15 protein-coding genes are annotated in these 14,235 nt (G+C 71.8%); 12 read left to right on the forward strand and 3 right to left on the reverse strand.

Translation table 11 applies throughout. The features are described from left to right. Positions 1 to 29: 29 nt before the first annotated feature. From ABZU53_RS21210 to ABZU53_RS21220, 3 genes are read right to left on the reverse strand one after another with little or no spacing between them, the layout of a single operon-like run. A complete protein-coding gene (locus tag ABZU53_RS21210) occupies positions 30 to 773 on the reverse strand; it encodes an amino acid ABC transporter ATP-binding protein (RefSeq protein ID WP_354857817.1) in 744 nt (247 codons plus the stop codon). 2 nt (positions 774 to 775) lie between these two features. Further along, entirely contained in the window at positions 776 to 1,621 is an 846-nt protein-coding gene (locus ABZU53_RS21215; protein WP_354857819.1) for an amino acid ABC transporter permease, read from the reverse strand. Beyond that, positions 1,618 to 2,472, reverse strand: coding sequence for a transporter substrate-binding domain-containing protein (locus ABZU53_RS21220; RefSeq protein WP_355067106.1), 855 nt, complete (start codon positions 2,470 to 2,472; stop codon positions 1,618 to 1,620). Before ABZU53_RS21220 ends, ABZU53_RS21215 begins: the two co-directional genes overlap by 4 nt. 133 nt (positions 2,473 to 2,605) lie before the next feature. Here ABZU53_RS21220 and ABZU53_RS21225 point away from each other — a divergent pair, with 133 nt between their 5' ends. The 12 genes from ABZU53_RS21225 to ABZU53_RS21280 all read left to right on the forward strand — a co-directional run bounded on the left by ABZU53_RS21225 (position 2,606) and on the right by ABZU53_RS21280 (position 14,128). Then, positions 2,606 to 2,869: a phosphoribosyl-ATP diphosphatase gene (locus ABZU53_RS21225; RefSeq protein ID WP_234589761.1), complete on the forward strand. Its 264-nt coding sequence runs from the start codon at positions 2,606 to 2,608 to the stop codon at positions 2,867 to 2,869. A gap of 45 nt (positions 2,870 to 2,914) precedes the next feature. Beyond that, entirely contained in the window at positions 2,915 to 3,760 is an 846-nt protein-coding gene (gene hisG, locus ABZU53_RS21230) for an ATP phosphoribosyltransferase (RefSeq protein ID WP_355067107.1), read from the forward strand. A 170-nt stretch (positions 3,761 to 3,930) separates the two neighbouring features. Beyond that, positions 3,931 to 4,404 (forward strand): PH domain-containing protein, encoded by a 474-nt coding sequence (locus ABZU53_RS21235; protein ID WP_354857826.1) that lies wholly within the window; start codon positions 3,931 to 3,933, stop codon positions 4,402 to 4,404. 367 nt (positions 4,405 to 4,771) lie between these two features. Next, on the forward strand, positions 4,772 to 5,422 hold the full coding sequence (gene infC, locus ABZU53_RS21240) for a translation initiation factor IF-3 (RefSeq protein ID WP_355067108.1): 651 nt from the start codon (positions 4,772 to 4,774) through the stop codon (positions 5,420 to 5,422). Between the two features lie 19 nt (positions 5,423 to 5,441). Next, complete coding sequence (gene rpmI, locus ABZU53_RS21245; RefSeq protein ID WP_007458415.1) at positions 5,442 to 5,636, forward strand: 50S ribosomal protein L35; 195 nt, start codon at positions 5,442 to 5,444, stop codon at positions 5,634 to 5,636. 32 nt (positions 5,637 to 5,668) lie between these two features. Next, positions 5,669 to 6,061, forward strand: coding sequence for a 50S ribosomal protein L20 (gene rplT, locus ABZU53_RS21250; protein WP_030335718.1), 393 nt, complete (start codon positions 5,669 to 5,671; stop codon positions 6,059 to 6,061). 83 nt (positions 6,062 to 6,144) lie between these two features. Further along, positions 6,145 to 6,942: an RNA methyltransferase gene (locus tag ABZU53_RS21255; protein WP_354857878.1), complete on the forward strand. Its 798-nt coding sequence runs from the start codon at positions 6,145 to 6,147 to the stop codon at positions 6,940 to 6,942. A 219-nt stretch (positions 6,943 to 7,161) separates the two neighbouring features. Further along, complete coding sequence (gene pheS, locus ABZU53_RS21260) at positions 7,162 to 8,229, forward strand: phenylalanine--tRNA ligase subunit alpha (protein WP_355067109.1); 1,068 nt, start codon at positions 7,162 to 7,164, stop codon at positions 8,227 to 8,229. A gap of 40 nt (positions 8,230 to 8,269) precedes the next feature. Next, positions 8,270 to 10,816, forward strand: coding sequence for a phenylalanine--tRNA ligase subunit beta (pheT, locus tag ABZU53_RS21265; RefSeq protein ID WP_355067110.1), 2,547 nt, complete (start codon positions 8,270 to 8,272; stop codon positions 10,814 to 10,816). A gap of 275 nt (positions 10,817 to 11,091) precedes the next feature. Then, entirely contained in the window at positions 11,092 to 12,303 is a 1,212-nt protein-coding gene (locus tag ABZU53_RS21270) for a nucleotide sugar dehydrogenase (RefSeq protein ID WP_354857834.1), read from the forward strand. Further along, positions 12,300 to 13,094 carry a glycosyltransferase family 2 protein gene (locus tag ABZU53_RS21275; protein WP_354857837.1) on the forward strand — a complete coding sequence of 265 codons (795 nt, stop codon included), beginning with the start codon at positions 12,300 to 12,302 and terminating at the stop codon, positions 13,092 to 13,094. The genes ABZU53_RS21270 and ABZU53_RS21275 overlap by 4 nt, the downstream gene beginning before the upstream one ends. A gap of 8 nt (positions 13,095 to 13,102) precedes the next feature. Continuing rightward, a complete protein-coding gene (locus ABZU53_RS21280) occupies positions 13,103 to 14,128 on the forward strand; it encodes an NAD-dependent epimerase/dehydratase family protein (RefSeq protein ID WP_355067111.1) in 1,026 nt (341 codons plus the stop codon). Positions 14,129 to 14,235: the final 107 nt, after the last annotated feature.

Consider the following 14,235-nt stretch of genomic DNA (forward strand, 5'->3'; position numbering starts at 1 on the left):
GAGCCGGCTGGCCTCAGAGTCGGCTGGCCTCAGAGTCGGCCGGCTTCGATGATGCGGCGCAGGAACTGGCGGGTCCGGGCCTGCGTCGGCTCGCCGAGCACCTGCTCCGGTGGGCCGCTCTCGACGACGCGCCCCGCGTCGAGGAAGCACACCTCGTCGGCGACCTCCCGGGCGAAACCCATCTCGTGGGTGGCCAGCACCATGGTCATCCCGTCGGCCTTCAGGTCCCGGATCATCGTCAGCACCTCGCCGACGAGTTCCGGGTCCAGGGCCGAGGTGACCTCGTCGAGCAGCATCAGGCGGGGCGAGTTCGCCAGCGCCCGGACGATCGCCACCCGCTGCTGCTGCCCGCCGGAGAGCGCGTCCGGGTAGGCGTGCGCCTTCGCGCCCAGCCCCACCCGGTCGAGCAGGTCGCGGGCCTGGGCCTCGGCCTCGGCGCGGGACCGCCGGTGCACCCGCCGGGGCGCGAGGGTGATGTTGTCCAGCACGCTCAGGTGCGGAAACAGGTTGTACGCCTGGAACACCATGCCGATCCGCCGACGGACCCGGTCGGCGTCCACCCGGGGGTCGGAGATGTCCTCCCCGTCCAGCTCGATGGTGCCGTCGTCCACCTCCTCCAGGAGGTTCACGCACCGCAGCAGCGTGGACTTGCCCGACCCGGACGCCCCGATCAGGGCCACCACCCGGTGCTCGGCGACCGTCAGGTCGAGCCGGTCCAGCACGACGTGGCCGGCGAACTCCTTGCGCAGGCCCCGGCAGCGCAGCAGCGCCATGGTCAGCCTCCCGACTGGCGACGGGCCGAGCGCAGCGTCACCCAGTCGGTGACGGCGATCAGCGGGATCGCGAGCAGCACGAACAGCACCCCGGCCACGACGTACGGGGTGTAGTTGAACGACTGGGCGGTGGCGATCTGGGCGGCGCGGACCGCGTCGATCGGGCCGGCGAGCGAGACCAGGCCGACGTCCTTCTGCAGGGCCACCACGTCGTTGAGCAGCGGTGGCGCCACCCGGCGGACGGCCTGCGGCAGCACCACGTGCCGCATCGTCTGCCGGTAGGTCAGGCCCAGCGAACGGGCCGCGGCGAGCTGGCTGGGGTGCACCGACTCGATGCCGGCCCGGAACACCTCGGCCAGGTAGCCGCCGTAGGTGAGCACCAGCGCGAGCCCGCCGAGCACCAGCACCGACGGCATGCCCCGCAGCCGCAGCCCGGGCACGCCGAGGGTGAGCAGGTACAGCACGATGATCAGGGGCAGACCCCGGAAGGTGTACGTGTAGCCGGCGGCCAGCGCCCGTACCGGGAAGAAGACCGGGCCGCGCAGTGTCCGCAGCACGGCGATCACCAGCCCGAGCAGCAGCGCGCCGGCCGCGCAGCAGACCAGCAGCCGGACGTTGAGCCAGAGCCCGTCCAGCACGGCAGGCAGCGCGTCGGCGCCGATCCGCGGGTCCAGGAACGACTGCCGGACCCGGTCCCAGCCCGGCGCGCCGGTCACGGCGACGACCAGCAACGTGCCGAGCGCCGCCGTGGAGAAGGCCGCGATCAGCACGCTGTGCAGGCTCTGCCGACGCCGGTACGCCGACCGCCGCAGCTGCGCCGCGGACGGGGTGTGTTCCCGCGGCGTCACTTCAGCTCGGCCGCCCCCGCCACCTGCGCGAGCCACTTCTGCTCCAGCTCGGTCAGCGTGCCGGCCTCGCTGAGCTGACCGACCGCGCCGCTCACGCAGCGGGTCAGCGGCGAGTTCTTGTCCAGCAGCAGCCCGAACGCCTCCGGCACGCCCACCTGCGGCACCTGCCCGACGATCGTCGCGTCGGTGATCTCCGCGCCGGTGATGTAGAAGGCGGTCGGCAGGTCCACCACGAGCCCGTCGATCTGCCCGTTCTGCAGGGCCTTCTTGGCGTCGTCGTTGCTGTTGTAGACCTGCGGCTTCGCGGACGGCTTGATGACGTCCGTGATCGCCTGGTAGCTGGTCGTGCCGACCTGGGCGCCGAGCCGGGCGCCGCGCAGGTCAGCCAGCGAGGTCTTGCCGGCGATCTTCGAGGACTTCAGCGCGATGACGGTCTGCCGTACCAGGTAGTACGGGGCCGAGAAGTCCACCGCCTGCTTGCGCTCCTCGGTGACGGAGAACTGGTTGATGTCGAAGTCGAAGTTCTTCTCCCCGGGCGCGATCGCGGTGTCGAACTTGACCCGGGTCCAGGTGACGTCGCCCCGGGCGTAGCCGAGCTTCTCGGCCACCGCGTACGCGACGGCGGCCTCGAAGCCCTCGCCGCTGTCCGGCTTGTCCTGCCGGAACCACGGCTCGTACGCCGGCTGGTCGGTGGCGATGGTGAGCTTGCCCGGCGTACGGGTGGGCAGGCTGTCCTTCGTGCAGGACGGCGTGGCGGTGGGTGTCGGTTCCTCGTCCTGTGGCGCGCATCCGGCGGTGGCGACGACGACGCCGGCGAGGGTGAGCGCGAAAAGGCGTGAGCGGCTGGCCATGGCGGACAGCGTAGAGGTCCATGGGCGTCGATCGAAGATTTTCCCACCATGCTGATAGGGAATTGTCCGCCTACTGGGTCGCGGTGGACCCGGACTCGGGGCGCCGGCCCGGCGGCTGGAAGAATCGTTCCCCGTGAAGACGTTCGAGGAGTTGTTCGCCGAGCTGCAGGCCAAGGCCGCCGCCGGCACCCCGGGCTCGGGCACCGTCGCCGCGCTGAACAAGGGCGTGCACTTCATCGGCAAGAAGGTTGTCGAGGAGGCGGCCGAGTCGTGGATGGCCGCCGAGCACGAGGGGCCGCAGCGTACCGCCGAGGAGATCTCCCAGCTGCTCTACCAGGTCCAGGTGCTGATGCTCGCCAGCGGTCTCGAACTGAAGGACGTCTACCGACATCTGTGAGTGCGCCCCGTCGTTGATCAGATTCGATCGAAGGAGCACTCCGTCATGTTGCGTGTCGCCATCCCCAACAAGGGCACCCTGGCCGAGCCGGCCGCCCAGATGCTGCGTGAGGCGGGCTACCGCCAGCGCACCGACCCCAAGGACCTCGTCTGCCGCGACGAGGCCAACGATGTCGAATTCTTCTACCTGCGTCCCAAGGACATCGCCACCTACGTCGGCTCCGGTGACCTCGACCTCGGCATCACCGGCCGGGACCTGCTGATCGACTCGGCCGCACCCGCCGAGGAGGTCGTCGACCTCGCCTTCGGTCGGGCCACCTTCCGCTTCGCCGCCCGCCCCGACGACATCGCCTCCGTGCAGGATCTGGGCGGGCACCGGATCGCCACCGCGTATCCGGGGCTGGTCGAGCGGCACCTCGACGAGGCGGGCGTCAAGGCCGAGGTGATCCGCCTCGACGGCGCCGTGGAGAACGCCGTACGCCTCGGTGTCGCCGACGTGATCGCGGACGTGGTGGAGACCGGCGCGACCCTGCGCCAGGCGGGCCTCGTGGTGTTCGGCGAGCCGCTGCTGCGCTCGTCGGCGGTGCTGGTCCGCCGCGCCGGCGCACCGGCGCACGCGCAGGCCGAGCAGTTGCTGCGCCGCCTGCACGGCGTGCTGGTGGCCCGCCGCTACGTGATGCTCGCCTACGACGTCCCGGCCGGTCTGCTGGACCGCGCCAGCGGGCTGACCCCCGGCATCGAGTCGCCCACCGTGTCGCCGCTGCACCGCGAGGGCTGGGTGGCAGTGCAGGCCATGGTGCTCCGCGACGACGTGCACCGGATCATGGACGAGCTGTACGAGCTGGGCGCCCGCGCCATCCTGGTGACCAACATCCACGCCTGCCGCCTCTGAGCGTTCACGGGATCGCTGAGACGGGGGTGTCCGCCCGCGCGGGACACCCCCGTTTCGCTGATCTCGACTGATCAACCGCGCCGCGCCGGCATGGGCGCGTCGCGGGACGCTGAGTGATGGCTCGGCGGGTGGTGCGTCTGCGGGGCGGGTACGGGTGGCAGACTGGTGGGGTGAGTGACACCGAGCTGGTCCGTCTCAAGCCCCGCCGCATCCGGGTGGTGTGCTGGTCGGCGGCGGTCGCGCTGGTGGTGGTGTTCGCCGTGGTCGCCACCTCGCTGAGCGGGCCGACCGGCGACGGCTACGGCAGCTTCCAGCGTGGCGACCAGATCGCCATGATCGGTCTGGGCATCTTCGGGGCGCTGGGTTTCCTGCTGTTCACCCGCCCGCGGGTGGAGGCGGACGCGCGGGTCATCCGGGTGCGCAACGTCATCAGCTCGTACGAGCTGCCCTGGGAGGTTGTCCGGGGGGTCCGTTTCGACCGGGGCGCGCCGTGGGCGAGCCTGGAGCTGCACGACGACGACCTGCTGCCGATGGTCGCCCTGCAGGCGGCCGACAAGGAGCTGGCCGTCGACGGGGTCCGCGCCCTGCGCCGGCTGCACGAGGCCCACCTGAACCGCCTCGCCCAGCGCGCCGCCGGCAGCTGACCCCGCCGCTCGCCGACCTGCGCCACCGTCGGCGCTGCTCACGGCCGGGGTGCCCGGTTTGGGGGCGAGCGAGGCGGCGGTGTACTGTTGTCGCGTCGACCAGGCTGTCTCCGCATGCGAGCAGACAGCCTTGAAAGCGGAGCGCCTGCTCCCACCCGAGTCGCCGCCACGGTGGCCGGGTCCGGTCACCGGTTCCGGGCACGTCCCGGTCCCGGACGTGTGATCCTGTGATCACGCCGACCGGTCGAGCGGGCCCTGGCATGCGCCGGGGCCTTCTGCTTTCCGGGTCGGTTCCCACCCGGGAGCCGCAGGGGTCGGCGACAGAGCAGAAACGACTCGAGGAGGCCCCATCAGCGTCGAACCACGCGTGAACGAGCAGATCCGGGCACGTGAGGTCCGACTGGTCGGCCCCGAGGGTGAGCAGGTGGGCATCGTCCCGCTGGAGCGCGCCCTTCAGCTGGCCGCGGACGTCGATCTGGACCTGGTCGAGGTTGCGCCGATGGCGCGCCCGCCGGTGTGCAAGCTCATGGACTTCGGCAAGTTCAAGTACGAGAGCGCACTCAAGGCGCGCGAAGCGCGGCGTAATCAGCAGCAGACCGTCATCAAGGAAATGAAGCTCCGTCCGAAGATCGACCCGCACGACTACGAGACCAAAAAGGGTCACGTGGTGCGGTTCCTCAAGGCGGGCGACAAGGTCAAGGTGACGATCATGTTCCGCGGTCGCGAGCAGAGCCGCCCGGAGCTGGGTTACCGGCTCCTGCGCCGGCTCGAATCCGAGATCACGGAACTGGGATACGTCGAGGCCGCTCCGAAGCAGGACGGCCGAAACATGATCATGGTTCTCGCTCCGCATCGGGCCGTGAAGGCCTCCGCGGTCGCCGCTACGGCGTCCCGCGGTGCACCTCGGGACCGGGCAGCGGACGAGTCCGCCGCTCCGGAAGCCGATGAGACCGCGGCGGTCGGCGAGACCGCAGCAGCCGGTGACACCGGCCTCGCCGCCGACACCAGCGGCGAGTAACAGGGGAGAGACGTTCCACATGCCGAAGATGAAGAGCCACACGGGTATGGGTAAGCGGGTCAAGGTGACCGGCAAGGGCAAGATCGTTGCCCAGCAGGCCGGCCTCCGCCACAACCTGGAGAAGAAGCCCTCCACCCAGACCCGCCGGCTGACCGGCACGGTCGTGCTGGCCAAGGCCGACGTCAAGCGCATCAAGAAGCTGCTCGGCCGCTGACGCGCGCCACCTTTACGTAATAAGGAGTTGAGATGGCACGCGTCAAGCGGGCTGTGAACGCCCAGAAGAAGCGTCGTACCCTGCTGGAGACCGCGAGCGGTTACCGCGGTCAGCGCTCCCGGCTGTACCGCAAGGCCAAGGAGCAGGTGCTGCACTCGATGCAGTACGCCTACCGGGACCGTCGCGACCGCAAGGGCGACTTCCGGCAGCTGTGGATCCAGCGGATCAACGCGGGCGCCCGGGCCAACGGGATGACCTACAACCGCCTGATCCAGGGCCTGCGTCTGGCCGGCATCGAGGTCGACCGCAAGATCCTGGCCGACCTGGCTGTCAACGACGCCGCCGCCTTCGCGGCGATCGTCGAGCTGGCCCGGGCCGCGGTCGCGGCCGAGGGCACCGGCGGCGCGGCGGCCCAGGCCGCCTGATCCCCCCGCACCAGAGCGAGGCGTCTCCCGTGTCGGCACCGCCGTCCGGGGGGCGCCTCAATCGTGTCGGAGGACCACCCATGATGGCATTCACCCCGCGTACCCCGAGGGTTGTCGCCGCCCGCCGGTTGCAGCGCCGCCGGGACCGCGACGCCACCGGCCTGTTCCTGGCCGAGGGCCCGCAGGCGGTCCGCGAGGCCCTCGCACGGCCGGGGGTGGTCACTGAGCTGTTCGGTACGCCCGCCGCGCTGGACCGGCACCCGGAGCTGGCCGCGACGGCGGCCCGCGCCGACGTGCCGGTCTCCGAGGTGACCGACGACGCGCTCGCCGCGCTGGCCGAGACCGTCGCCCCGCAGGGGCTGGTCGCCGTCTGCCGGCACCTCGACGTGCCGCTGGAGCAGGCCCTCGCCGGCCGGCCCCGGTTGGTGGCGGTGCTCGCCGAGATCCGCGACCCGGGCAACGCCGGCACGGTGCTGCGCACCGCCGACGCCGCCGGCGCGGGTGCGGTGGTCTTCGCCGGGGACGCGGTCGACCCGTACAACGGCAAGTGTGTGCGGGCCTCGGCCGGCAGCCTCTTCCACGTCGACGTGGTCCGCGCGCCCGACCCGGTCGCGGTGGTCGACGCGCTGCGCGCCGCCGGGCTGTCGATCTTCGCCACCACCGGGTACGGCGACGACGACCTGGACGACCTGACCGACTACGGCCGGCTCGTCGGGCCCACCGCGTGGTTGTTCGGCTCGGAGGCGCACGGCCTGCCCGAGGAGTTGACCGCCGCCGCCGACGCCCGGGTGCGGGTGCCGCTGTACGGGCGCGCGGAGAGCCTCAACCTGGCTGCCGCCGCGGCGGTCTGCCTGTACGCTTCAGCGAGAGCGCAGCGCTGACGGTGACCACCTCCGGCGCGACCGACAGCAGGGGAGAGCATCCGCCCATGAACGCGACACGGCGTTCGTTTAGCCAGCCCGCCGGTGTCGGCGGGCGGCGGGCCTGACCTGCTCCCTGCGCAACTCCTACCGGCGGGCTGCGGCACAGCCGCGCGTCCGTAGACTCGCCTAGCCGCCCCGATGAGGGCTGGCGCCGCCGTGAGGGAGTGCCCGTACGCCATGAGCTACCGCAACGATCCGTACGACCCGAAGCAGGTCGCCCTGCTCGACCCGGCCGCCCTGGACGAGGCCGTCGCCGACGCCACGAAGGCGTTCACGGCCGCCGCCGATCCGGACGCGCTGACCGCGCTGCGTTCGGCGCACCTGGGGGACCGGTCGCCGGTCTCCCTCGCGCGCCGCGAGATCGGCGCGCTGCCGCCGGCCGCGAAGTCCGACGCCGGTAAGCGGGTCAACGAGGCCCGCCGGGCGATCGAAGCCGCGTACGCCGACCGCGCCGAGGTGGTGGAGCGCGAGCAGGCCGAGCGGGTGCTGGTCGAGGAGCGGGTGGACGTCACGCTGCCCTTCAACCGGCGTCCGCGCGGCGCCCGGCATCCGCTGAGCGTCCTGATGGAGTCGATCAGCGACCTGTTCGTCGGGATGGGCTACGAGGTGGCCGAGGGGCCCGAGGTCGACCTGGAGTGGGTCAACTTCGACGCGTTGAACATCCCCGCCGACCACCCGGCACGCGGGCTGATGGACACGTTCCACATCGCACCGGAGGGCTCCGGCCTGGTGCTGCGCACGCACACGTCGACGGTGCAGACCCGCACCATGCTCAGCCGCAAGCCACCGATCTACGTGATCGTGCCCGGCCGCGTCTACCGCACCGACGAGATCGACGCCACGCACAGCCCGGTGTTCCACCAGGCAGAGGGCCTGGTGGTCGACAAGGGCATCACGATGGCGCACCTGCGGGGCACGCTGGACCACTTCGCGCGGGCCATGTTCGGCCCGGAGGCGAAGACCCGGTGGCGGCCGCACTACTTCCCGTTCACCGAGCCGTCGGCGGAGTTCGACGTGTGGTTCCCGGAGCACCGCGACGGCCCGCAGTGGGTCGAGTGGGGCGGCTGCGGCATGGTCAACCCGCGGGTGCTGCGCGCCTGCGGCGTCGACCCGGAGGTCTACTCCGGATTCGCCTTCGGCATGGGCATCGACCGGACCCTGATGGTCCGGCACGGGGTCAGCGACATCCGCCATCTCTTCGAGGGCGACGTGCGGTTCAGCCGCGCGCTCTCCACCGGGGCGTAGGCGATGCGGGTACGAGACACGGGAACGGTGGTCTGAAGTCATGCGAGTTTCTGTCAGCTGGCTGCGGGAGTACGTCGACCTCCCCGCCGACCTGCCCACCGGTGACCTGGAGCAGGCCCTGGTCAACCTCGGCATCGAGGTCGAGTCCGTGGTGGACCTGCGCGAGAGCGTCACCGGCCAGCTCGTCGTCGGCGAGGTGCGCGAGATCGAGGAGCTGACCGGCTTCAAGAAGCCGATCCGCTTCTGCCGGGTCGACGTGGGCGCCGCCAATGGCACCGGCGAGCCGCAGGAGATCGTCTGCGGGGCGCGCAACTTCGCCCCCGGTGACCGGGTGGTGGTGATCCTGCCCGGCGGTGTGCTGCCCGGCGGGTTCACGATCGGCGCCCGCAAGACGTACGGGCACAACTCGGCCGGCATGATCTGCTCGGCGAAGGAGCTGGGCCTGGGCGACGACCACTCCGGCATCATCGTGCTGCCGCCGGACGTGTCCGCCAAGCCCGGCGACGACGCGCGGCCCGTCGTCGGCCTCGACGACGTCGTTCTCGAGCTGGAGATCACTCCGGACCGGGGGTACGCGCTGAGCCTGCGGGGCCTGGCCCGGGAGCTGTCGCACGCGTTCGACGTGCCGCTGCGCGACCCGGGGATGGCGCCCGCGCCGGGCGGCACGCCGACGCCGGCGTACCCGGTGGAGGTCCGCGACACGGTCGGCTGCGACCGGTTCACCGCCCGCCTGGTCCGCGGCATCGACCCGACCGCGCCCACCCCGTCGTGGATGGCCCAGCGGCTCATCACCGCGGGCATCCGCAGCATCTCGCTGCCGGTGGACATCACCAACTACGTGATGCTGGAGCTGGGCCAGCCGATGCACGCCTTCGACGCCGACCGGATCGTCGGGCCGCTTGTGGTCCGCCGCGCCGAGCCGGGGGAGAAGCTGACCACCCTGGACGGCGTCAACCGGGTGCTCACCGCCGACGACATGGTGATCTGCGACGACACCGGGCCGATCTCCCTCGCGGCGGTGATGGGTGGCGAGACCAGCGAGGTCGTCCCCGGCACCACGACAGTGCTCTTCGAGGCGGCGCACTGGGACCCGGCGATGGTCGGGCGCACGGCCCGCCGGCACAAGCTGTTCAGCGAGGCCGCGAAGCGCTGGGAGCGGGGCGTCGACCCGGCCGTGGCGCTGGTCGCGTTGGAGCGGGCCGTGCGGCTGCTCACCGAGCACGGTGGCGGCACCCCGAGCGCGGAGATCCTGGACATCGACCACGTCCGGCCGCGTACCCCGATCACCCTGCCGGCGGACCTGCCGACCCGGCGGGTCGGCGTCGAGTACCCGCCGGCGCGGGTCGTCGCCCTGCTGGAGCGGGTCGGCTGCACCGTCGCGCAGGGCACGGACCGGTTGTCCGAGGACCCGGGCGCGGTCGGCACGGCCAGCGGCGCGGGCGTGGCGCTGAGCGTCACCCCGCCGAGCTGGCGGCCCGACCTGACCGACCCGGCCGACCTGGTCGAGGAGGTCGTCCGCCTCGACGGGTACGACAAGGTGCCGTCGGTGCTGCCGACCGCGCCGCCCGGTCGCGGGCTGACCCCGCGCCAGCGTCGCCGCCGGGCCGTGGCCGTGTCGCTGGCCGAGCGGGGGTACGTGGAGGTGCTCGCGCACCCGTTCGTGTCGCCGGAGCTGGCCGACCAGCTCGGCCTGCCGGCCGACGACCCGCGCCGCCGTGCGGTGCGCCTTGCCAACCCGTTGTCCGAGGAGGAGCCGCTGCTGCGCACCATGCTGCTCGGCCCGCTGCTGGGCATTCTCAAGCGCAACCTCGGCCGGGGTCACCGTGACCTGGCCCTCTACGAGATCGGCGCGGTCTTCCACCCGCGTCCTGGCGCCGGCAGCCCGCCGGCGATGGGCGTGGACCGGCGACCGACTGACGAGGAGTTCGCCGCCGCCGACGCCGTGGTGCCGGCGCAGCCGGTGCACGTCGCGGCGGTGCTCGCCGGTGACCTCGACCCGGCCGGCTGGTGGGGCGCGGGTCGACCGGCCGGCTGGGCGGACGCCGTCGAGACGGCCCGTGATGTGCTCGACGCCGCCGGGATCCCGGACGAGCGGGTCGAGGTGCGGGCGGCCGAGTACGCGCCGTGGCACCCGGGCCGCTGCGCCGAGGTGCGCGTCGACGGAGCGGTCGTCGGGCACGCCGGCGAGCTGCACCCGGTGGTGGTGGCGGCGCTGGAGCTGCCCCGCCGCACCTGCGCTATGGAGCTGAACCTCGATGCGCTGCCGCCGACCCCGGTGACGCCCGCGCCGACGGTGTCCGGCTTCCCGCCGGCGCTGATCGACGTGGCCCTGGTGGTGGACGACTCGGTGCCGGCGGAGCAGGTGCGTCGTGCGCTGGAGGCGGGCGCCGGTGAGCTGCTGGAGGACGTGCGGCTGTTCGACGTGTACTCCGGCGCGCAGCTCGGCGAGGGGCGACGGTCGCTGGCGTACAAGCTGACGTTCCGGGCGCCGGACCGGACGTTGACCGTCGAGGAGGCCGTGGCGGCACGGGACGCGGCGGTCGCCGTCGCGGCTGAGCGCCTCGGCGCGACCCTGCGCGGCGCCTGAGGGGTTCCGGTGCGGGGATAGCTCGCGGTGGCCGCCGTACTCGCGGTGGTCACCGCCGGCCTGCGCTGGGCCCGCCGGCACCTGCTGCCGCGGTTCCTGAGGGGGCTCATCCAATCGCGCTGCGTCACCGGATCCGTTCACCATGTGGGCTATCGGCCGAAAGGGCACCGGCCTCGGCATGTTCGGCTACCCGCGAGTCACCTCCGAGCGGTTAGCCTGCTTGAATTCCGGCGACCACCGGAAGACACCCCCACCACCCCCATGGGAGTTGATCCATGTCCGAGGATCGGGCCGCGCAGGTCACGACGGCCGACGTCTGCATCGTCGGTGGCTGCGGTCGGGTGGGTCTGCCTCTGGGCATCGCCTTCGCCGCCCGTGGCCTCTCCGTGGTCCTGTACGACATCAACGCCGACGCGGTGGCCACGGTGAACGCGGCCCGGCTCCCGTTCGCCGAGCCCGGCGCCGCGGACCCGTTGGCCGAGGCGGTCGCCGCCGGGCGGCTGCGGGCGACCACCGACCCGGCCAGCGTGGGCGGTTCCGAGCACCTGGTGGTGGTGGTCGGCACGCCGGTCGACGAGCACCTCAACCCGGACCTCGGCGCGGTGCCCCGGGCCCTGGAGCGGTGCGCCGAGCACCTGCGCGACGGGCAACTCGTGGTGCTGCGCAGCACCGTCTACCCGGGAGTGACCGCGCTGACCGAGAAGCTGCTGGCCGGCAAGGGCATCCGCGCCGACGTGGCGTTCTGTCCGGAGCGGATCGCCGAGGGGCGGGCGATGACCGAGCTGTTCACGCTGCCGCAGATCGTGGCGGCCCGGACGCCGACGGCGCTGGCCCGCGCGGAGAAGCTCTTCCGGCACCTCACCGAGGAGATCGTGCCACTGGAGCCGGAGGAGGCGGAGCTGGCCAAGCTTTTCACCAACACCTGGCGCTACATCAAGTTCGCCACCGCCAACCAGTTCTGGATGATGGCCAACGACTTCGGCCTCGACTTCGCCCGGATCCGGCACGCGGTGGCGTACGACTATCCGCGCGCGGCGGACCTGCCGATGCCCGGCTTCGCCGCCGGGCCGTGCCTGTTCAAGGACACCATGCAGCTCGCGGCGTTCAACCGGAACAACTTCGTGCTCGGCCACTCCGCCATGCTGATCAACGAAGGGCTGCCGCTGTACCTGGTGTCCCGTCTGGAGGACCGGTTCGACCTGTCCGAGATGACGGTCGGCATCCTCGGTATGGCGTTCAAGGGCGGCAGCGACGACCCGCGGGAGAGCCTGGCGTACAAGCTGCGCAAGATCCTGGCGCTGAAGACCCGGGAGACGCTCTGCACCGACCCGTACGTGGCCGACGAGCGCTTCGTCGACCTGGACGAGGTGCTGCGCCGGGCCGACCTGCTGGTCATCGCCGCGCCGCACGAGCAGTACGCCCGACTGGAGACCGACACCCCACTGATCGACATGTGGGGGCTGACCGGACAGGGGGTGCGGGTGTGACGCCACGCGTGTCGGTCGTCGTCCCGGTCTACAACGAGGGCGAGGCGATCGTCCGCTGCCTGGAGCGGATGCTGCGGGAGATGCTGCTTCCGGCCGAGGTGCTCATCGTGCACGACATGCCCGAGGACACCACCGTGCCGTACGCCGAGCAGATCGCCCGGCAGGACCCGCGCGTCCGGGCGGTGCTCAACACCTACGGCCGAGGGCCCGCGAACGCGATCCGGTTCGGTGTCGACGCGGCCCAGGCCCCCGTCGTGGTGGTGACCATGGCCGACGGCTGCGACGACCCGCGTCAGATCGACGAGCTGGCCCGGCTGGTGGACCGGGGCGTGGTGGTGGCCGCGGCCTCCCGCTACATGCCGGGCGGGCAGCAGGTGGGCGGGCCACGGCTGAAGCGGATGATGTCCCGGTGGGCCGGGCGCAGCCTCTACACCTTCGCCCGGGTCGGCACCCGGGACGCCACCAACAGCTTCAAGGCGTACGACACGGCCTTCGTCCGGGAGGTGGGCATCGAGTCCCGGACCGGGTTCGAGATCGGCCTGGAGCTGACGGCCAAGGCCACCCGGCTGCGGCTGCCGGTGGCCGAGATCCCGACCATCTGGCTGGACCGGCCGCTGGGCGAGTCCCACTTCGACCTGGGTCGGTTCCTTCCCGGTTACCTGCGCTGGTACTTCTTCGCCTACGGTCGGCGGCTGAGCCGGGAGAAGCTCGCCGCGGGCACCGTCGCGGCGGCCGTGCCGGCCCCGCGCGACCCGCAGGACAACAGCACCGAGTACGAGAAAACCGCTTAGGAGCGCACGTGGCGAAGGTCCTGGTAACTGGCTCGGCCGGATTCATCGGCGGCTACCTCGTCGAGGAGCTGTTGGACCGGGGCCACGAAGTGGTCGCGGTCGACAACTTCTCCAAGTACGGGCCGGTAACCCACAGCTATGACGACCATCCCCGCTACCGCTTCGTCGAGGGTGACGCCCGCGACGTCGATCTGCTCACCGAGCTGCTGAACGGCTGCGACCACCTGGTGGCCGGGGCGGCGATGATCGGCGGGATCTCCTACTTCCACGCGTACGCCTACGATCTGCTCGCCACCAACGAGCGGATCATGGCGGCGACGTGCGACGCGGCGATCCGTGCGCACCGGGACGGGCAGCTGTCCAAGGTCACCTATCTCTCCTCCTCGATGGTCTACGAGTCGACCGAGCAGTGGCCGAGCCGGGAGGGCGACGAGCGGCGAGTCCCACCGCCACTGTCGTCGTACGGGTTCCAGAAGCTGGCCGTGGAGTACTACGCCCGCGCCGCCTGGGAGCAGTACCAGGTGCCGTACACCATCGTCCGGCCGTTCAACTGCGTGGGCGTGGGCGAGGGGCGGGCGCTCGGCCAGGCAGAGGTGCTCTCGGGCAACGTGAAGCTGGCCATGTCGCACGTCGTGCCGGACCTGGTGCAGAAGATCGTCAAGGGGCAGGACCCGCTGCACATCCTCGGTGCGGGCAACCAGGTGCGCCACTACACGTACGGCGGCGACCTGGCCCGGGGGATCGCCACCGCGATCGAGCACCCGGCCGCCCGCAACGAGGACTTCAACCTGTCGACAGCGGAGTCCACCAGCGTGCTCGAGTTGGCAGAGCTGATCTGGCACAAGATCAAGGGCCCGGACGTGCCGTTCCGGTACGTCTCCGATGAGCCGTTCCGCTACGACGTGCAGAAGCGCGTGCCGGACGTCACCAAGGCCCGTGAGGTGCTCGGGTTCACCGCGACCACGTCGCTGGACGTGATGCTCGACGAGGTCGTCCCCTGGGTGAGCCGGGCCGTCGCGGAGGGTCGTCTCTGACCGTCGCGTCCCGTGTTCGTCCCCCGCCGTCCGGCCCGTGTCGCCCCGCGACCGGGCCGGAGGTGTGTCGGTGCCACGTGCATCATTGCCATGCAGTGGACTGCATG

It is taken from the genome of Micromonospora sp. NPDC005194, assembly GCF_040608335.1.
Taxonomy (GTDB): Bacteria; Actinomycetota; Actinomycetes; order Mycobacteriales; family Micromonosporaceae; genus Micromonospora.

Coding starts and splice junctions, on each gene's coding strand:
- ABZU53_RS21270 (WP_354857834.1), top strand. CDS start 11,092: ATGTCCGAGGATCGGGCCGCGCAGGTCACGACGGCCGACGTCTGCATC.
- pheS (WP_355067109.1), top strand. CDS start 7,162: ATGAGCTACCGCAACGATCCGTACGACCCGAAGCAGGTCGCCCTGCTC.
- ABZU53_RS21210 (WP_354857817.1), bottom strand. CDS start 773: ATGGCGCTGCTGCGCTGCCGGGGCCTGCGCAAGGAGTTCGCCGGCCAC.
- ABZU53_RS21255 (WP_354857878.1), top strand. CDS start 6,145: ATGGCATTCACCCCGCGTACCCCGAGGGTTGTCGCCGCCCGCCGGTTG.
- pheT (WP_355067110.1), top strand. CDS start 8,270: ATGCGAGTTTCTGTCAGCTGGCTGCGGGAGTACGTCGACCTCCCCGCC.
- hisG (WP_355067107.1), top strand. CDS start 2,915: ATGTTGCGTGTCGCCATCCCCAACAAGGGCACCCTGGCCGAGCCGGCC.
- rpmI (WP_007458415.1), top strand. CDS start 5,442: ATGCCGAAGATGAAGAGCCACACGGGTATGGGTAAGCGGGTCAAGGTG.
- ABZU53_RS21220 (WP_355067106.1), bottom strand. CDS start 2,472: ATGGCCAGCCGCTCACGCCTTTTCGCGCTCACCCTCGCCGGCGTCGTC.
- rplT (WP_030335718.1), top strand. CDS start 5,669: ATGGCACGCGTCAAGCGGGCTGTGAACGCCCAGAAGAAGCGTCGTACC.